We start from the raw sequence: 16,793 nt of genomic DNA on the forward strand, positions 1-16,793 counted from the left end.
GAGACACTGTTCCATGACCCGACGACTCTTTCTTCAAGCCGCCTGCGCGGTCACCGCCACGGCACTGTGCGCCACGCCAGCGCTCGCGCAAGAGCCGAACTGGCCCACGCGGCCCCTGCGCATCATCGTGCCGTTTGGGTCGGGCAGCGGCAACGACATCGTGGCGCGCCTGGTGGGCGAACACCTCACGCGCGCGCTCGGCCAGCCGGTGGTGGTGGACAACCGTGCCGGAGGCAACGGCACGATTGGCGCAGACGCCGCCGCGCGTGCCGCGCCCGATGGCTACACGCTGTTCGTGACCACGAACACCACGCAGGCGGCGGCACCGAGCCTGATGAAGAAGATCAACTACGACCCTGTCAAGGACTTCGCTCCCATCGGTCGCATCGCCAACACGCCCGCCATGCTGGTGGTCCACCCGTCGCTCCCGGTCAAGACCGTGGCCGAGCTGATCGCGCTGGCCAAGGCCCGGCCCGGCAAGCTGACCTACGCCTCGGGCAGCGCAGGCACCCTGGTGCCCGGCGCCATGCTCACCAGCATGGCCGGCATCGACATGCTGCACGTGCCCTACAAATCCATCCCGCTGGGCATCAACGACGTCATCGCGGGCCAGGTCGACATGATGTTCACCGACATGGCCACCGGCACGCCGCAAGTCAAAGGCGGCAAGCTGCGTGCGCTGGGCGTGAGCAGCCTCACGCCGGTGCCCGCCTTGCCCGATGTGCCGCCGATTGCGCAGTCGATCAAGGGCTTTGAGTTGCTGGCCTGGTACGCGATGTATGCGCCCGCCGGTACGCCGGCGCCGGTGGTTGAGCGCCTCAACCGCGAGCTGCGCGCCTTCGTGGGCAACCCCGCCACACAGGAGCGCATGACCACCCTGGGCCTGCAACCCGTGACCAGCACGCCCCAGGAGCTGGCCGACTTCGGCCGCAGCGAGCTGGCCAAATGGACGCGGCTGATCCAGCAGGCCGGCATTCAGCCGGAGTGAGGCGGCGGGTTCGGGGCGGTCGCCACCTCGTCGGCTGACATGGCGGCCGCGCGCGCCTTCACGCGCGTGGCCGTCTGGATGCCCCAGACCGCGACGAACATGGCAGCGACCACCGGGCCGATCACGAAACCGTTGATGCCCATCACCGAGATGCCGCCCACGGTGGAGATGAGCACCAGGTAGTCCGGCATGCCGGTGTCCTTGCCCACCAGCAGCGGGCGCAGCACGTTGTCCACCAGGCCGATCACCAGCACGCCGTACAGCACCAGGCCCACGCTCTGCCACACCTCGCCGGTGGCAAACAGCCAGATGGCGACCGGGCCCCACACCAGGCCCGCGCCCACGGCGGGCAGCAGCGACAGCACTGCCATCAGCACCGCCCATAGCAGCGCCGCGTTCACGCCGAGCACCCAGAACGCCAGACCGCCCAGGGCACCTTGCACCAGCGCCACCACCAGGTTGCCCTTGACCGTGGCGCGCAGCACGGTGCCGAACTGTTCCAGCAGCTCCTGCTTGTCATCCGGTGGCAGCGGAATGGCCATGCGGATGGCGCGCATGATGGCGCCGCCGTCGCGCACGAGGAAGAAGGCGAGGTACAGCGCAATGGCCAGGCTCACCACCAGGCCCAGCGCGTCCTGCCCGAGGTTGAAGGTTTGCGTGGCGATGAACTGGCTGCCCTGGGTGACCGCCTGCGTGAGCTTGCGCTGGATGAGGTCGAAGTTGCCCAGGCCAAAGCGCGCCAGCAGGTCGGTGAGCCACGAGGGCAGGGCCTCGAACAGGCCGCGCAGCATCAGCGCGGGTTTGAGCTCGCCCGATTCAATGCGCGCATACAACTGACTGGCTTCGCGTGCCAGCGAGGTGGCTACCAGCGCCGCCGGCAGCACCACGATGACGATGGCCGCCAGCATGGTGATCAACGCAGCCAGCGTGCGGCGCTGCCCCATGCGCGGCAGCAGCCAGCGGTTGAGTGGCGCAAACAGCAGCGCGATGATCGCGCCCCAGAGGATGGTGCCGTAGAAGGGCAGCAGGATCCAGACGAACGCCACCGACACGGCCACCAGCAGCACGCGCAACATGACGGAGCCGGACACCGGCTTCATCGACGGTGCACTGATGGGCGCGGTTTCGGTGGGTGGCGGGGCGGGCGGGGTGTCGTTGGGCTCGGTCATGGGTGCGGGCGGAAGTTGGGACAGCGAGGGGAGTATGACGCCGACGGCGCCTCAGGGGTGCACGGCAAAACCGTCTGCCAGCGCCACCCGCAACCACGCCACGAACGCCGACACCGCGCGCGGCACGTGGCTGGCATAAGGCCGGATGGCGTAGATCTGCGGGCTGAACGTGCCGACCGATGCCCAGTCGGGCAGCACCTCCACCAACTGACGCGACTTCAGCGCCGCCTGCGCGCTGAAGTCGGGCACGAGCGCGATGCCCAGGCCCGCGATGGCGGCGTCGCGCAGGGCTTCGCTGTTGTTGGCGCAGAAGGGGCCGCTCACCGGCACCGTGACGCGCTGGCGCGCCGCCTTGCGGCGCCCCTCGGGTGGCATGAAGTGCCAGGCCGGCGTGTCCTGCGCGCGCGGGTAGTGCAGGCAGTCGTGCGTGGCGAGGTCCTGGGGCGATGTGGGCGTGCCGCGCCGGCGCAGGTAGTCGCGGCTGGCCACGAGCAGCGAGCGCGTGGCGCACAGCGGCCAGGCCACGTGCGTGTCGGGTGGCGAGGCGGTGTGGCGGATGGCGAGGTCAAAGCCCTCGGTGGCCAGTGAGCTGAGGTGGTCCGACATGTGCAGCTCCAGACGCACCTTGGGGTGCGCCCGCGCGAACTCGGCGATGCGCGGCACGAGCTGCTGCCGCGCGAAGGCCACGGGTGCCGTCAAGCGGACCAGGCCGGCGGGCTCGTCGGCCAGGTCGCGCACGCTGGAGAAGCTCTGCGCGATGCGCTCGAACGGATCGCGCATGCCCGCCACCAGCTGCTGGCCCGCTTCGGTCAGGCGCACGCTGCGCGTGGTGCGCTGCACCAGCGGCACGCCGGCGGCGCGCTCGAGCTCGCTGATGCGCTGGCTCATGGCCGCCTTGCTCACGCCCAGGCGCTGTGCCGACGCGGTGTAACTGCCTTGCTGCGCCAGCACTGTGAGCCAGTGCAGGTGCGCCCAGAGGTCTTCCACTTTTTTATCACTCATGCCTGCATTGTTCACCATGACGAACAATGCGTTCAAGTCCGGGCCCCTAGTCGCTGCCGGGGTCGCTCCCTAAACTGAACCGCACTCCCTGTTTCAACCGAGCGAGACCGCCATGGCCAATACCCCGAACCCGATCCACCACTTCATCCAGGGCCAGGTCGCGCCCGGCACCTCGTCGCGCCAGATGGATGTGTTCAACCCCGCCACCGGCGCGGTCAGCGGCCGTGTGGCGCTGGCCAATGCGGCCGACGTGGGTGCGGCGGTGGCCGCGGCGCAGGCGGCCTTCCCGGCCTGGGCCGACACGCCGCCCATCCGCCGTGCGCGCGTCATGTTCAAGTTTCTTGAGCTCGTGAACCAGCACAAGGACGCGCTTGCGCACCTGATCACCGCCGAGCACGGCAAGGTGTTCACCGACGCGCAGGGCGAGGTCTCGCGCGGCATCGACATCATCGAATTCGCCTGCGGCATTCCGCAGCTGCTCAAGGGCGACTTCACCGACCAGGTGTCCACCGGCATGGACAACTGGACGCTGCGCCAGCCGCTGGGTGTGGTGGCCGGCATCACGCCGTTCAACTTTCCTGTGATGGTGCCCATGTGGATGTTCCCGGTGGCCATTGCCGCGGGCAACACCTTCATCCTCAAGCCCAGCCCGACCGACCCGAGCGCCAGCCTGTTCATGGCCGAGCTGCTGAAGAAAGCGGGCCTGCCCGACGGCGTGTTCAACGTGGTGCAGGGCGACAAGGAAGCGGTGGACGCGCTGCTGGTGCACCCCGACGTGAAGGCCATCAGCTTCGTCGGCTCCACGCCGATTGCCAACTACATCTACGAGACCGGCGCGCACCATGGCAAGCGCGTGCAGGCCCTGGGCGGCGCCAAGAACCACATGGTGGTCATGCCCGATGCCGACCTCGACCAGGCGGTGGACGCGCTCATTGGCTCGGCTTACGGCTCGGCCGGTGAGCGCTGCATGGCCATCAGCGTGGCCGTGCTGGTGGGCGATGTGGCCGAGCGCATCATGCCCAAGCTGATCGAGCGCACGAAGACACTCAAGGTGCTCAACGGCACCAACCTCGCGGCCGAGATGGGCCCCATCGTCACCGCGGCTGCGCACCAGCGCATCACCGGCTACATCGACGCGGGCGAGAAAGAGGGCGCGAAGCTGCTGGTCGACGGCCGTGTGTTTGACGGCGCGAAGGCCGGTGAAGGTTGCGACCACGGCTTCTGGATGGGCGGCACGCTGTTCGACCACGTCAGCACCGACATGAAAATCTACAAGGAAGAAATCTTCGGCCCCGTGCTCAGCTGCGTGCGCGTGCCCGACTTTGCGCAGGCCGTGCAGATCATCAACGACCACGAGTTCGGCAACGGCGTGAGCTGCTTCACCCGTGACGGCAACGTGGCCCGCGAATTCGCGCGGCGCATCCAGGTCGGCATGGTCGGCATCAACGTGCCGATCCCCGTGCCCATGGCGTGGCACGGCTTTGGCGGCTGGAAGAAGAGCCTGTTTGGCGACATGCACGCGTACGGCGAAGAAGGCGTGCGCTTCTACACCAAGCAAAAGAGCATCATGCAGCGCTGGCCCGAGAGCATTGGCAAGGGCGCCGAGTTCGTGATGCCTACGGCGAAGTAAGCTCCCCCCCTGCGCGCCTTCGGCGCTTCCCCCCGGTGGGGGGACGACACCTTGGACCGGCTTAGCCGGATCCTTGGTGTCTCTGGTATCAGGGCATCTCGCTTCGAGGAGACCGCGAATGGATGAAGGCAACAGTGCTTACGACCTTGCGCAGGGTGACTGGAAGACGCTGGTCACGTTCTTCAATCCGACCGAGGCTTTTCTCTTGCGCGGTTGCCTGCAGGCCGGGGGTGTGCCGGCGGCGGTGGCCGACGCGCACCTGGTGCAGACCCATATGCTGCTGGCCTCGGCCATTCCGGTGCGCGTGATGGTGCCCGAGACCCGCCTGACCGAGGCCGAGGCGGTGGTGGCGGCCTTTCAGCGCGGCGACTTCAGCCTGGACGAGACCCACACCTTCACCGACACCCACCCCGAAGCCCCATGAGCGACACCACCTTCGACTACATCGTGATCGGCGGTGGCACCGCCGGCTGCCTCATGGCCAACCGCCTTTCGGCCGACCCTGCGAAGCGCGTGCTGCTGGTGGAAGCGGGCCGCAAGGACGACTACCACTGGATCCACATTCCGGTCGGTTACCTCTATTGCATCGGCAACCCGCGCACCGACTGGCTTTACCAGACCGAGCCCGACGCCGGCCTCAACGGGCGGCGCCTGCGCTACCCGCGCGGCAAGACGCTGGGCGGCTGCTCCAGCATCAACGGCATGATCTACATGCGCGGCCAGGCGCGCGACTACGACCACTGGGCCGCCTTCACCGGTGACGACGCCTGGCGCTGGGACCAGGTGCTGCCGGCTTTCAAGGCGCACGAAAACCACCACCGGCTCGATGCCGCGCAAGACCCTGCGTTCGCGGCGCTGCACGGGCATGGTGGCGAGTGGCGCATCGAGAAACAGCGCCTGCGCTGGGACGTGCTCGACGCCTTCGCGCAGGCCGCGCAGCAGGCCGGTATCCCGGCCACGCCCGACTTCAACACCGGCGACAACGAAGGCGTGGGCTACTTTGAAGTCAACCAGAAAGCGGGCTGGCGCTGGAACGCGTCCAAGGCATTCCTGCGCCCGGTCCTGCAGCGCGCCAACCTCACCGTGTGGACCGAGACGCTCACCGAGCGGCTCGTGCTGCAGCGCGATGCGGGCGGTGCCTTGCGCTGCACCGGCGTGGAGCTGCGGCGCCAGGGGCAGCGCGTGCAGGTGCAGGCCGCGCAAGAGGTGGTGCTGAGCGCGGGCAGCATCGGTTCGCCAGCCATCCTGCAGCGCTCGGGCATCGGCCCGGCGGCGGTGTTGCAGCCGCAGGGCATTGCCGTGCAGCACGAGCTGCCCGGCGTGGGCGAGAACCTGCAGGACCACCTGCAGATTCGCGCGGTGTTCAAGGTGCAGGGCGCGACCACGCTGAACGTGCTGGCCAGCTCCCTGTGGGGCAAGGCGCGCATCGGGGTGGAGTACATGGCACGGCGCACCGGCCCGATGAGCATGGCGCCCAGCCAGCTCGGGGCCTTCACGCGCAGCGACCCGCGGCAGCCGCACCCCAACCTGCAGTACCACGTGCAGCCGCTCAGCCTGGACGCGTTTGGCGAGCCCCTGCACGCGTTCCCCGCTTTCACGGCCAGCGTGTGCAACCTCAATCCCGCCAGCCGCGGGCATGTGCGCATCACCTCGCCCCGCGCGGACGACGCACCCGCCATCGCGCCCAACTACCTCAGCACAGAGCAGGACCGGCAGGTGGCCGCCGACAGCCTGCGCGTGACGCGGCGCATCGTGGCGCAACCGGCGCTGGCGAAGTACCAGCCCGAAGAGTTCAAGCCCGGCCCGCAGTACCAGAGCGACGAAGAGCTCGCCCGCCTGGCCGGCGATATCGCCAGCACCATCTTCCACCCTGTGGGCACCACCCGCATGGGCCGCGCGGACGACCCGATGGCCGTGGTCGACAGCCGCCTGCGCGTGCGCGGTGTGCAGGGCTTGCGCGTGGTGGATGCGGGTGTCATGCCCACCATCACCAGCGGCAACACCAACAGCCCCACGCTGATGATCGCGGAGAAGGCGGCTCGCTGGATGACCGCCCCACGCCACTGACGTTTGCGCTCAGCGCAGGCGGCCCACGTACTGGCCACCGCCCGGGGCGTTGCGCAGCGCGTCGGCGGCCACATCGAGCAGCGTCTTGCGCTGCGGCGCGTTCATGGCGGGGATGGCTGCTTCCAGTTTCTCGGCCCAGGGCAGCAGCTCGTCCAGCCCGTCGCTGGCCGCTTTCTCGCGCGCATGGCGCACCACTTCGCGCGCGTAGTCGGCGTTGGTCGCCATCCATTCGGTGTCGGTCACACGCCCGGTCTTGCGGCGCAGCAGCACATGCAGGTGGGCGGCAATAGCAAAGACATCGCTGGTGCTCATGGCTACTCCTTCGTCGCGGCGCGCGCGCCGCAGGTTCAACCCACGCTCTCGTTGTGCAGGGACACGTCCAGGCCCGCGCGCTCTTCGCCTTCGCGCACGCGCAGCGTGGCAAAGCGCGAGGTGAGCCACAGCACCACGGCCGTCATCACCAGGCTGTAGGCCAGCACCGCCACGCAGGCAATGAGCTGCGCCACCACGCTCGACTCCACGCCCGAGATGGCCGGGTCGGCCAGCACGCCCGTGAGCACCGCGCCCACCAGCCCGCCCACGCCGTGCACGCCGAACACATCGAGCGAGTCGTCCGCGCGCAGCTTGCGCTTGAGCGCGGTCGCGCCCCAGTAACACGCCACGCCCGCCACCAGACCAATCACGAGCGCGCTGCGCGGTGTCACGAACCCGGCGGCCGGCGTGATCGCCACCAGGCCTGCCACCACACCTGAGCACAGGCCCAGCAGCGAGGCGCGCTTGCGCGAAAACCACTCGGCGCCCATCCAGGCGATCGCGCCCGACGCCGCCGCCACGTGCGTCACCAGCAGCGCCAGACCCGCGCGGCCATCGGCTGCGAGCGCCGAGCCGGCGTTGAAGCCGAACCAGCCCACCCACAGCAGGCCAGTGCCCGCCATGGTCAGACCCAGGTTGAACGGCACGAAAGGCTCGCGCCCATAGCCCGCGCGCGGGCCGAGCGCGTAGGCGCACACCAGGGCGGCCGCGCCTGCGTTGATGTGCACCACCGCGCCCCCCGCGAAATCGAGCGCACCCAGCTGCGCGAGCCAGCCGCCCGGCTCCCACACCCAGTGCGCAATCGGCGCGTACACCAGCAACAGCCACAGGCCCGCAAACAGCAGCAGCGCGCCGAAGTGCATGCGCTCCACCAGCGCGCCCACCACCAGCGCGCAGGTGATGATCGCGAAGGTCAGCTGGAACATGGCAAACACCGATTCGGGCACGTGCTGCGCGATGTGGCTCACCGCCACCTGCCCCGAGGCCGCCAGATATTCCATGCCCGAGAACCCCATGCGGCTCGCGCCGCCGATGAAGCCGCCCAGCGCGCCGCCCGGCGTGAACGCCAGCGAATACGCCAGCGCAAACCACAGCACGCTCACCACCGCGGCAATGCCCACCACGCTGGCCAGCGTGTTGATGACGTTGATGCGCCGGACCATGCCGCCATAAAAGAGCGCAATGCCGGGCAGCGTCATGAGCAGCACCAGCGCCGTGCTGACCATGAGCCAGGCGGTGTCCGCACCCTGAATGGCACTGGCGGCCACCAGTCCCGGTGCCGTGAGCGCGGTGGTTGCGGCCGGTTCAGGCGCGGCAGCCGGCGCGGTCTGGGCCAGGGCGGCCAGTGGACTCAGCAGCAGGGCGATCAGCGGGGATGGAAATGAATGCTTTCGTGGTGGTTTGGACGGACTGCGGGCGGGTGCGACACGGTTCTGGTGCATTTTGTGGCCTGTTTCCAACGACGCTGGCCCTCCGCATTTCCTGTGCCAAGGGTTGTCCCGGACAAGGGAAAGCCCGGATGCACAGTGCTGGTGCGGGCCGCTACAGTGCATGCACTCGCCAACAGCGCACAGCGCTGGTGACCGCGGGGGACCGAGGAGACAACCCAGTCCAAATAAAACAACGGTTTCAGCGTCCTCCAGAGATGCCAGATTCCTCAAGCCGACCCCGAAAGGGTCGGCTTTTTTTTGCCCGTGCGGGCGCAGCGACAATCTCGCGATGGAACTCTTGCTCGTCTCGCTGGCGTCGCTCTTTGCCGGCTTTGTGGATTCGATCGTTGGCGGGGGCGGGCTCATCCTGGTGCCGGCGCTCTTTGCCATGTTTCCCACCACCCACCCGGCCACGCTGTTCGGCGTGAACAAGGGCGCCTCGGTGTGGGGCACGGCGGCGGCCACGGTTCAATACGCGCGCCGCGTGCAGATGCCGTGGCATGCCCTGCTGCCGGCGGCGGCGGTGGGCTTTGCCGGCTCCATGGCCGGCGCATGGACGGTCACCGTCATATCGCCCGATTTCCTGCGCCGCGCGCTGCCGCTGGTGCTGCTGTGCGTGCTGGGCTACACGCTGGCGCGCAAAGAGCTCGGTCGCCACCACGCACCGCGCTTTCAGGGCCGCCGCGAGGCCTGGGCCGCGTGCGCGCTGGGCGCTGTCATCGGCTTCTACGACGGCTTCTTCGGCCCCGGCACCGGCAGCTTCTTCGTCTTCCTCTTCGTGCGCTGGCTGGGCTACGACTTCCTGCACGCCAGCGCCAGCGCCAAGCTGCTCAACACCGCCACCAACCTCGCGGCGCTGTTGCTCTTTGCCTGGAAAGGCCACGTGTGGTGGCACTTCGTGCTGGCCATGGCCGTGGCCAACGTGGTGGGCAGCCTGCTGGGCACGCGGCTTGCCCTCAAGCACGGCAGCGGTTTCGTTCGCATCGTGTTCATCTTCGTGGTGAGCGCCCTCATCCTCAAGACCACCTACGACGCGTGGCTGCGCGGCTGACGTTTCCCCACCTCCTGGAGCCCGACATGACGACCCGTTCCACCCGCTCTCAAATGCTTGGTTTTCTGGGCTGGCTGGCCCTGGTGATGGCCACCGGTGGCCTGGGCGCCCTCGCCTCGATCGATGCCGCCTCGTTTTACGCCGAGCTGAAGCAGCCGGCCTGGGCACCGCCTGCGGGCGTCTTCGGCCCCGTGTGGACCGTGCTCTACCTGCTGATGGGCGTGGCTGCGTGGCTGGTGTGGCGCGAGGTGCATGCGCCGGCCCGCAGATCCGCGCTGGTGTGCTTTGTGGTCCAGCTCGCGGTGAATGCCCTGTGGTCGTGGCTGTTCTTTGCCTGGCACCTGGGTGCGTGGGCCTTGGCCGACGTGTTGCTGCTGCTGGCGCTGATCGTGGTCACCATCGCGCTGTTTGCCCGCGTGCGCCGCCTTGCGGCATGGCTGCTGGTGCCTTACCTGGCCTGGGTGGCGTTTGCCAGCGTGCTCAACGCGACGCTGTGGCTGACCAACCCGGGCGTGCTCTAGCGCGAACTCAGGGCGCTGACGTGGCCGCTTCGGGTGGCCAGGGCATTTCGCTGGCCTTGCGCGGCGTGCCGATCGGCGCGCTGGCCTGACCGACGCGCACCGCCGCCAGGTCCTGCGTGCTGGGGTACTGGTCGAGCAGCAGGTAGTCGAACACGCGGCGCGCGATGGGTGCGGCATGCGCCGCACCAAAGCCCGCGTTCTCCACGATCAGGGCCAGTGCTACGCGTGGCTTGTCGACGGGCGCGAAGGCCACATAGAGCGAATGGTCGCGCTGGTGCTCTTCGAGCTTGCGGGCGTCGTAGCGGTCTTTCTGGCCGATCGTCACGGCCTGCGCCGTCCCCGTCTTGCCGCCACTGGCGTAGCCGGCACCCGCAAACACACGGGTCGACGTGCCCTCGGTCGTCACGGCCTGCATGGCGTTGAGCACCACGCGCACGTGCTCGGGCTTGTAGCCCAGGCTCTCGGCCGGCGGGCTGGGCAAGGGCACCCGTTCGCGCGTGATCACGTTTTCGGTGGCCATGGTCAGGTGCGGCTTGTACTTGATGCCGCCGTTGGCCAGCGTGGCCATGGCGTGCGCGAGCTGCAGCATCGTGAAGCTGTTGTAGCCCTGGCCAATGCCCAGGGAAATGGTTTCGCCCGGAAACCAGCGCTGCTGCTCGGGCCGCTTGTAGGTGTTGCGCTTCCATTCCTGGCTGGGCAGCACGCCGCGCACTTCGCCGCGCAGGTCGATGCCGGTGATCTGGCCAAAGCCCAGCGGCTTCATGAAGTCGTGCATGGCGTCCACGCCCATGTCGTTGGCCAGCGAGTAGTAATAGGTGTTGCTCGACTTCACGATGCTGCGGTGCATGTCGACGATGCCCAGCCCGTCGCCATGGCTGCGGAAGCGGTGCCCGCCAAACATCCAGTAGCCCGGATCGTTCATCGTCATGCTCGCGCTGCGCGTGCCGGTCTCCAGGGCACCCAGTGCCATGAAGGGCTTGTAGGTCGATCCGGGCGGGTAGGTGCCGCGCAGCGCGCGGTTCAGCAGCGGCTTGTCGAGCGACTCGTTGAGCGCGCGCCAGTTGTCCACGTCGATGCCTTCGACGAACAGATTCGGGTCGAAGGTCGGCTTGCTCACGAAGGCCAGCACCTCGCCCGAGCGCGGGTCTATGGCGACCAGCGCTCCACGCCGCTCGCCGTACATGTCCTCGATGAGCTTTTGCAGCTGGATGTCGATCGACAGCACCACCGCATTGCCCGGCGTGGCCGGCGTGTTGGCCAGCGCGCGCACGGCGCGCCCACCCGCCGAGGTTTCCACGCGCTGGAAGCCCGTGAGGCCGTGCAGCTCGCGCTCGTAACTCTGCTCTGCGCCGAGCTTGCCGATGTACTCGGTGCCCCGGTAGTTCGCCTGGTCTTCCTCAGGCCAGTCGGCAATGGCTTCGGTCTCGCGCTGGTTGATGCGGCCGATGTAGCCGATCACGTGGCTCGCCACCTCGCCGTTGGGGTACTGGCGCAGCAACCGTGCGCGCACATCGACACCCGGGAAACGGTAGCGCTGCGCGGTGAAGCGCGCCACCTCCTCGTCGGTCAGGCGCGTGCGCAGCGGCAGCGAGTCGAACCGGTGCGACTCTTCCAGCAGCTTGCGAAAGCGGCGCTGGTCGCGCGGCGTGACCTCCACCAGCTCGCCCAGGCCGGCAATGGTGGCGTCCATGTCTTCGACACGCGAGGGCGTGATCTCCAGCGTGTAGGCCGAGTAGTTGGTGGCCAGCACGCGGCCGTAGCGGTCCAGGATCTGCCCTCGGTTGGGCACCACCGGCAGTACCGCCGTGCGGTTGCTCTCGGCCTGTGCCAGCAAGTCGTCGTGCCGCACCACCTGCAGGTACACCATGCGCGAGGCCACCAGCCCGAACGCAAAAACCACGGCCAGACCGATCAGCAGTGCCCGGGTGCGGAACTGCGCGATGTCGGCTTCGACGTTGCGGATTTCGGTCATGTCACAGCGGCCGGTTGTCGTCGGGGTCGGGTGCCCGCCGCTGCGGTGCCAGCAGCATCACGCTCACCACAGGCCAGAGCGCGGCCTCGATCAGCGGGGCCAGCAGGTACAGCGCGCCCGGAAAGCTGCCCCCGGCGGCCATGCGCACCAGCAGCTCCAGCAGGTGCGCCGCCACAAACAGCGGCAGCACCTGCACCGCCTGGTTGGGCACGCCGAACCAGAGCAGGCGCCGGTGCATGGAGATCCCCAGGAAACCCAGCGCCGTGTAGGCCAGGGCGTGCTGGCCCAGCAGCGCGCCCTGGTGCACGTCCATCGCCAGACCAAACGCGAACGCCACCCCCACGCCGATGCGCAGCGGCTGGTGCACGCTCCAGAACACGAGCACCACCGCCAGCAGGTCGGGCACCCAGGCGGCGCGGCCAAACATTCCCATGTTCAGCGCCATGTTGAACAGCAGCGCTGCGATCAGGCTGAACCAGATGAAGACGGGGTTGGCGGGCAGCAGCAGCTGCTGGCCGGGACGCATGATCATGGTGCGGGGCTCCGGACACCCGGTCGGTCGGCGCGCGCGGGTCGGGCGCTGCGCGGCGCCGCTGCGGTCTCGGCCGTCGGCGGTGGTGGCAACTGGGCGGAGGTGGACGCCAGCACCAGCACATGCAGGGTGCCCTGCACGCGCGCGAGCGGTTCACACTGGATGCGCGCAAACGACGACTCGGCCTGGCGCTCCACCTGCGTGACGCGCGCCACGGGCAACCCGGCGGGGTACACGCCGTCCACGCCGCTGGTGGACAGCAGGTCGCCCTCGGCGATGTCGGCGCTGGCCAGGGTGTAGCGCAGCTCCATGCCATCGCCGCGCGTCGACGGCTGGCCATACGCCACGCTGCGCACGCCGGTGCGCGTGTTCAGCACGGGAATGGCCTGGTCGCGGTCGATCAGCAGCGTGACCTCGGACACCAGCGGGTAGACCTGCGTCACCTGACCGAGCACACCGCGCTCGTCGACGACAGGCGAACCCGGTTCGATGCCGTGGGTCTGGCCCCGGTCGATCACGACCTTGCGCGAATACGGATCGGCCGAGTCGTAGAGCACCTGCGCGCCCGTGGCTTTCGTGCTCACGCGCTCGCGCATGGCGAGCAGTTCGCGCAGGCGCTGGTTTTCCAGGGTGATCTGTTCGAGCTGCAGGCTGCGCTCGGCCTGTGCGGTGAGCCGCGCCAGGGCTTCGCTCTCGCCCTTTTGCGCCGCATGCAGCGAGGTGAAATACCCGCCTGCCATCGAGGCCAGTTCCACCGGTTGCAGCACCGCCCATTGCGCCGGGTACAGCACCACCGCCATGGCCGTGCGCACCGGCCCCGTGATGCGGAAACGCAGGTCGGCCACCATGAGAAACAGCGCCATGGCGCTGAACACGACCAGTTTGGACAGAGCCGATGGACCCTGCTTGAAAAACGGGGGCGGTGTGCGGTCCAGGGTGCCCAGTGGCATGGCGCTCGGATGGGTCTGGTCGGTGGGCGGTGGCAGCGCCTGCGGGAGGCGCGCGCAGGTTTATTCGCTGGTGAAGATCGTGCCCAGGCGCTCCATGCGCTCCAGGGCCATGCCGCAACCGCGCACCACGCAGGTCAGCGGTTCTTCGGCCACCAGCACCGGCAGGCCGGTTTCTTCGGCCAGCAGGCGGTCGAGGTCGCGCAGCAGCGCGCCGCCGCCGGTGAGCATCATGCCGCGCTCGGCGATGTCGGCACCCAGCTCGGGCGGCGTGTGTTCCAGCGCCATCTTCACGGCGGTGACGATGTTGTTCAGCGGATCGGTGAGGGCTTCAAGGATCTCGTTGCTGGAGATGGTGAAGCTGCGCGGCACGCCCTCGGAGAGGTTGCGGCCCTTGACTTCCATTTCCTTGACTTCGCTGCCCGGGAACGCCGAGCCGATCTGCTTCTTGATCGCTTCGGCGGTGGGCTCGCCGATCAGCATGCCGTAGTTGCGGCGGATGTAGGCAATGATGGCGTCGTCAAAGCGGTCACCGCCCACGCGCACACTGCCCTTGTAGACCATGCCGCCCAGCGAGATCACGCCCACCTCGGTGGTGCCGCCGCCGATGTCGACCACCATCGAGCCGGACGCATCCGACACCGGCAGGCCGGCACCAATCGCCGCGGCCATGGGCTCTTCGATCAGGTACACCTCGGAGGCCCCGGCGCCCAGTGCCGACTCGCGGATGGCGCGGCGCTCGACCTGGGTGGAGCCGCAGGGCACGCAGATGATGATGCGCGGGCTCGGCTTGAACATCGAGCGCGGGTGCACCATCTTGATGAACTGCTTGAGCATCTGCTCGGTCACCGTGAAATCGGCGATCACGCCGTCTTTCATGGGGCGGATGGCCTCGATGTTGCCCGGCACCTTGCCCAGCATGGCCTTGGCTTCGTGGCCCACCGCCTGGATGGTCTTCTTGCCCTGGGGGCCGCCTTCGTGGCGGATCGACACCACGGAAGGTTCGTCAAGGACGATGCCCTTGTTGCGGACGTAAATCAGGGTGTTGGCGGTGCCGAGGTCGATGGCCAGGTCGGTCGAGAACTGCCGACGGAAAGCTTCAAACATGGTGCATGGGTCCTGTGGGGCACGGGCGCGGCTGCGCGCGCTCGTCGCCGTATATGGGGCCGGGTGGATGGCCGGGCATCGGTGCTAAGTGGTTGATTCCAAGGCGAAAACCGCAACGGCGCTGGCGCTGCCGTTAAACCTTGGATAATACTGCATCCCCTGTGCACAACTGCACGCAAATGGGGCGCATTTTTGCCGGTTACAAGCCGTTTCATGGGCGAAAACCGCGTTTTTCTGCCCGATCCCTTCCCACCCGGAACCCGTCGCCTGCCATGTCCCTGACCTTGTCCGATATCGGGCGCATTGCCAATCTGGCTCGCCTGGAACTCTCTGGTGCCCAGAGCGAGACCATGCTCACACAGCTCAACGGCTTCTTCGACATCGTCGAGCAGATGAATGCCGTGGACACCACGGGCGTGGAGCCGCTGGCCCATCCCACTGCCGTCATCGATCACGTCAGCCTGCGCCTGCGCCCCGATGTGGCGAGCGAACCGAACGCGCGCGAAGCCAACCAGAAAAGTGCCCCGGCGGTCGAGCGCGGCCTGTTCCTCGTGCCCAAGGTGATCGAATGAGCCAGAAGCAGATCCACGAAATGGGCGTGGCCGAGCTGGCCGACGCTATTCGCCTCAAGAAAACCTCCTCCGCTGAAGCCGCACAAGCCATGCTGGCGCGTGCCAAGCAGCACCAGAACCTGGGCGCATACCTTGCGTTCAACGAAGACCTGACGTTGTCGCAGGCCAAGGCGGCCGACGCGCGCATCGCCGCTGGCGAGCGCGGCCCGCTGCTGGGTGTGCCGCTGGCGCACAAGGACATCTTCGTCACGCAGGGCTTTCCCAGCACCGCCGGCAGCAAGATGCTGCAGGGCTACCAGAGCCCCTTCGACGCCACCGTGGTGGCGAACCTCGCCAAAGCCGGCGCCGTCACCCTGGGCAAGCTCAACTGCGACGAGTTCGCCATGGGCGGCAGCAACGAGAACTCCGCCTACGGCGTAGCGCGCAACCCGTGGGATGTGCAGCGCGTGCCCGGTGGCTCGTCGGGCGGCTCGGCGGTGGCCGTGGCTGCGCGCCTGGCGCCTGCCGTCACCGGCACCGACACGGGCGGATCGATCCGCCAGCCCGCGAGCTTCTGCAACGTCACCGGCATCAAGCCGACCTATGGCCGCTGCTCGCGCTACGGCATGATCGCCTTCGCCTCTAGCCTCGATCAGGCCGGCCCCATGGCGCGCAGCGCCGCCGACTGCGCCACGCTGCTGACGGCCATGGCCGGCCCCGACATCGACCGCGATTCCACCAGCCTGGACCACCCCGCCGAGGACTACACCCGCCTGCTGGGCCAGCCCTGCGAAGGCGCGACCGCAGCCCAGCCGCTCAAGGGCCTGCGCATCGGCCTGCCCAGGGAATTCTTCGGTGAAGGTTGCGCGCCCGACGTGGTCGCCGCCGTGCGCGCCGCGCTGGCGGAGGTGGAGAAGCTGGGCGCCACGCTGGTCGACGTGTCGCTGCCGCGCACGCAGCTCTCCATCCCGGTCTACTACATCATTGCGCCGGCCGAGGCCTCGTCGAACCTGAGCCGATTTGACGGCGTGAAGTTCGGACACCGCGCTGCGCAGTACGACGACCTCGTCGACATGTACAAGAAGTCGCGCAGCGAAGGCTTCGGCCCCGAGGTACAGCGCCGCATCATGATCGGCACTTATGTGCTGAGCCACGGCTACTACGACGCCTACTACCTCAAGGCCCAGCAGATCCGCCGCCTCATTGCGCAGGATTTCCAGCAGGCTTTCGCGCAGTGCGACGTGATCGCCGGCCCCGCCGCGCCCACCACCGCCTGGAAGATCGGCGAGATGAGCGACGACCCGGTGGCCAACTACCTGGCCGACATCTTCACGCTGCCCGCATCGCTCGCCGGCCTGCCCGGCATGAGCGTGCCGGCCGGCTTTGGCAGCGGGGGTCTGCCGGTGGGCCTGCAGCTGATCGGCAATTACTTCAAGGAAGGCGAACTGCTGCAGACCGCGCACGCCTTCCAGCAAGCCACCGACTGGCATACGAAGACGCCGGAGGGGTTCTGA

General features: G+C 68.3%; 16 protein-coding genes. 8 read left to right on the forward strand and 8 right to left on the reverse strand.

Annotation, left to right across the window (positions count from 1 at the left end):
• Window positions 1-13: 13 nt before the first annotated feature.
• Complete coding sequence (locus KXJ60_RS09110; protein WP_291126479.1) at window positions 14-988, forward strand: tripartite tricarboxylate transporter substrate-binding protein; 975 nt, start codon at window positions 14-16, stop codon at window positions 986-988.
• Here KXJ60_RS09110 and KXJ60_RS09115 read toward each other — a convergent pair.
• Both KXJ60_RS09115 and KXJ60_RS09120 read right to left on the reverse strand, forming a co-directional pair.
• Window positions 976-2,088, reverse strand: a complete 1,113-nt coding sequence (locus KXJ60_RS09115; protein WP_291126642.1) for an AI-2E family transporter — start codon at window positions 2,086-2,088, stop codon at window positions 976-978. The two genes, KXJ60_RS09110 and KXJ60_RS09115, sit on opposite strands and share 13 nt — an antisense overlap.
• 120 nt (window positions 2,089-2,208) lie before the next feature.
• A complete protein-coding gene (locus KXJ60_RS09120) occupies window positions 2,209-3,159 on the reverse strand; it encodes a LysR family transcriptional regulator (protein WP_291126482.1) in 951 nt (316 codons plus the stop codon).
• A gap of 112 nt (window positions 3,160-3,271) precedes the next feature.
• Between KXJ60_RS09120 and KXJ60_RS09125 the strand changes: the two genes are divergently transcribed.
• The 3 genes from KXJ60_RS09125 (at window position 3,272) to KXJ60_RS09135 (ending at window position 6,856) form a co-directional block, all read left to right on the forward strand.
• Window positions 3,272-4,789 (forward strand): CoA-acylating methylmalonate-semialdehyde dehydrogenase, encoded by a 1,518-nt coding sequence (locus tag KXJ60_RS09125; protein ID WP_291126484.1) that lies wholly within the window; start codon window positions 3,272-3,274, stop codon window positions 4,787-4,789.
• Window positions 4,790-4,907: 118 nt separating this feature from the next.
• Window positions 4,908-5,213 (forward strand): DUF2007 domain-containing protein, encoded by a 306-nt coding sequence (locus KXJ60_RS09130; protein WP_291126486.1) that lies wholly within the window; start codon window positions 4,908-4,910, stop codon window positions 5,211-5,213.
• Window positions 5,210-6,856 carry a GMC family oxidoreductase N-terminal domain-containing protein gene (locus KXJ60_RS09135; protein WP_291126487.1) on the forward strand — a complete coding sequence of 549 codons (1,647 nt, stop codon included), beginning with the start codon at window positions 5,210-5,212 and terminating at the stop codon, window positions 6,854-6,856. The genes KXJ60_RS09130 and KXJ60_RS09135 overlap by 4 nt, the downstream gene beginning before the upstream one ends.
• A gap of 9 nt (window positions 6,857-6,865) precedes the next feature.
• On the opposite strand, the gene KXJ60_RS09140 is transcribed toward KXJ60_RS09135, so the two are convergent.
• Both KXJ60_RS09140 and KXJ60_RS09145 read right to left on the reverse strand, forming a co-directional pair.
• A complete protein-coding gene (locus tag KXJ60_RS09140) occupies window positions 6,866-7,168 on the reverse strand; it encodes a hypothetical protein (protein WP_291126489.1) in 303 nt (100 codons plus the stop codon).
• 35 nt (window positions 7,169-7,203) lie between these two features.
• Window positions 7,204-8,610, reverse strand: coding sequence for an ammonium transporter (locus KXJ60_RS09145; protein WP_291126491.1), 1,407 nt, complete (start codon window positions 8,608-8,610; stop codon window positions 7,204-7,206).
• Between the two features lie 277 nt (window positions 8,611-8,887).
• Here KXJ60_RS09145 and KXJ60_RS09150 point away from each other — a divergent pair, with 277 nt between their 5' ends.
• Window positions 8,888-9,649: a TSUP family transporter gene (locus KXJ60_RS09150; protein WP_291126493.1), complete on the forward strand. Its 762-nt coding sequence runs from the start codon at window positions 8,888-8,890 to the stop codon at window positions 9,647-9,649.
• Window positions 9,650-9,675: 26 nt separating this feature from the next.
• Complete coding sequence (locus KXJ60_RS09155; protein ID WP_291126495.1) at window positions 9,676-10,170, forward strand: TspO/MBR family protein; 495 nt, start codon at window positions 9,676-9,678, stop codon at window positions 10,168-10,170.
• Between the two features lie 7 nt (window positions 10,171-10,177).
• On the opposite strand, the gene mrdA is transcribed toward KXJ60_RS09155, so the two are convergent.
• Genes mrdA through KXJ60_RS09175 form a run of 4 tightly spaced genes read right to left on the reverse strand, consistent with a single transcriptional unit; the run spans window position 10,178 to window position 14,728 of the window.
• Window positions 10,178-12,142 carry a penicillin-binding protein 2 gene (gene mrdA / locus KXJ60_RS09160; protein ID WP_291126497.1) on the reverse strand — a complete coding sequence of 655 codons (1,965 nt, stop codon included), beginning with the start codon at window positions 12,140-12,142 and terminating at the stop codon, window positions 10,178-10,180.
• Between the two features lies 1 nt (window position 12,143).
• Window positions 12,144-12,674 (reverse strand): rod shape-determining protein MreD, encoded by a 531-nt coding sequence (mreD, locus tag KXJ60_RS09165; protein WP_291126499.1) that lies wholly within the window; start codon window positions 12,672-12,674, stop codon window positions 12,144-12,146.
• Window positions 12,671-13,624 (reverse strand): rod shape-determining protein MreC, encoded by a 954-nt coding sequence (gene mreC, locus KXJ60_RS09170; RefSeq protein ID WP_291126501.1) that lies wholly within the window; start codon window positions 13,622-13,624, stop codon window positions 12,671-12,673. The genes mreD and mreC overlap by 4 nt, the downstream gene beginning before the upstream one ends.
• 60 nt (window positions 13,625-13,684) lie before the next feature.
• Entirely contained in the window at window positions 13,685-14,728 is a 1,044-nt protein-coding gene (locus tag KXJ60_RS09175) for a rod shape-determining protein (RefSeq protein WP_066269288.1), read from the reverse strand.
• Between the two features lie 272 nt (window positions 14,729-15,000).
• Between KXJ60_RS09175 and gatC the strand changes: the two genes are divergently transcribed.
• On the forward strand, window positions 15,001-15,300 hold the full coding sequence (gatC, locus tag KXJ60_RS09180; RefSeq protein WP_291126502.1) for an Asp-tRNA(Asn)/Glu-tRNA(Gln) amidotransferase subunit GatC: 300 nt from the start codon (window positions 15,001-15,003) through the stop codon (window positions 15,298-15,300).
• Window positions 15,297-16,793, forward strand: coding sequence for an Asp-tRNA(Asn)/Glu-tRNA(Gln) amidotransferase subunit GatA (gatA, locus tag KXJ60_RS09185; protein ID WP_291126504.1), 1,497 nt, complete (start codon window positions 15,297-15,299; stop codon window positions 16,791-16,793). Before gatC ends, gatA begins: the two co-directional genes overlap by 4 nt.

Source organism: Hydrogenophaga sp. (assembly GCF_019264445.1).
Taxonomy (GTDB): Bacteria; Pseudomonadota; Gammaproteobacteria; order Burkholderiales; family Burkholderiaceae_C; genus Hydrogenophaga.

Excerpts from the sequence above, each read along its gene's own strand:
- KXJ60_RS09110 (WP_291126479.1), top strand. The coding sequence starts at position 14 with ATGACCCGACGACTCTTTCTTCAAGCCGCCTGCGCGGTCACCGCCACG.
- KXJ60_RS09115 (WP_291126642.1), bottom strand. The coding sequence starts at position 2,088 with ATGAAGCCGGTGTCCGGCTCCGTCATGTTGCGCGTGCTGCTGGTGGCC.
- KXJ60_RS09120 (WP_291126482.1), bottom strand. The coding sequence starts at position 3,159 with ATGAGTGATAAAAAAGTGGAAGACCTCTGGGCGCACCTGCACTGGCTC.
- KXJ60_RS09125 (WP_291126484.1), top strand. The coding sequence starts at position 3,272 with ATGGCCAATACCCCGAACCCGATCCACCACTTCATCCAGGGCCAGGTC.
- KXJ60_RS09130 (WP_291126486.1), top strand. The coding sequence starts at position 4,908 with ATGGATGAAGGCAACAGTGCTTACGACCTTGCGCAGGGTGACTGGAAG.
- KXJ60_RS09135 (WP_291126487.1), top strand. The coding sequence starts at position 5,210 with ATGAGCGACACCACCTTCGACTACATCGTGATCGGCGGTGGCACCGCC.
- KXJ60_RS09140 (WP_291126489.1), bottom strand. The coding sequence starts at position 7,168 with ATGAGCACCAGCGATGTCTTTGCTATTGCCGCCCACCTGCATGTGCTG.
- KXJ60_RS09145 (WP_291126491.1), bottom strand. The coding sequence starts at position 8,610 with ATGCACCAGAACCGTGTCGCACCCGCCCGCAGTCCGTCCAAACCACCA.
- KXJ60_RS09150 (WP_291126493.1), top strand. The coding sequence starts at position 8,888 with ATGGAACTCTTGCTCGTCTCGCTGGCGTCGCTCTTTGCCGGCTTTGTG.
- KXJ60_RS09155 (WP_291126495.1), top strand. The coding sequence starts at position 9,676 with ATGACGACCCGTTCCACCCGCTCTCAAATGCTTGGTTTTCTGGGCTGG.
- mrdA (WP_291126497.1), bottom strand. The coding sequence starts at position 12,142 with ATGACCGAAATCCGCAACGTCGAAGCCGACATCGCGCAGTTCCGCACC.
- mreD (WP_291126499.1), bottom strand. The coding sequence starts at position 12,674 with ATGATCATGCGTCCCGGCCAGCAGCTGCTGCTGCCCGCCAACCCCGTC.
- mreC (WP_291126501.1), bottom strand. The coding sequence starts at position 13,624 with ATGCCACTGGGCACCCTGGACCGCACACCGCCCCCGTTTTTCAAGCAG.
- KXJ60_RS09175 (WP_066269288.1), bottom strand. The coding sequence starts at position 14,728 with ATGTTTGAAGCTTTCCGTCGGCAGTTCTCGACCGACCTGGCCATCGAC.
- gatC (WP_291126502.1), top strand. The coding sequence starts at position 15,001 with ATGTCCCTGACCTTGTCCGATATCGGGCGCATTGCCAATCTGGCTCGC.
- gatA (WP_291126504.1), top strand. The coding sequence starts at position 15,297 with ATGAGCCAGAAGCAGATCCACGAAATGGGCGTGGCCGAGCTGGCCGAC.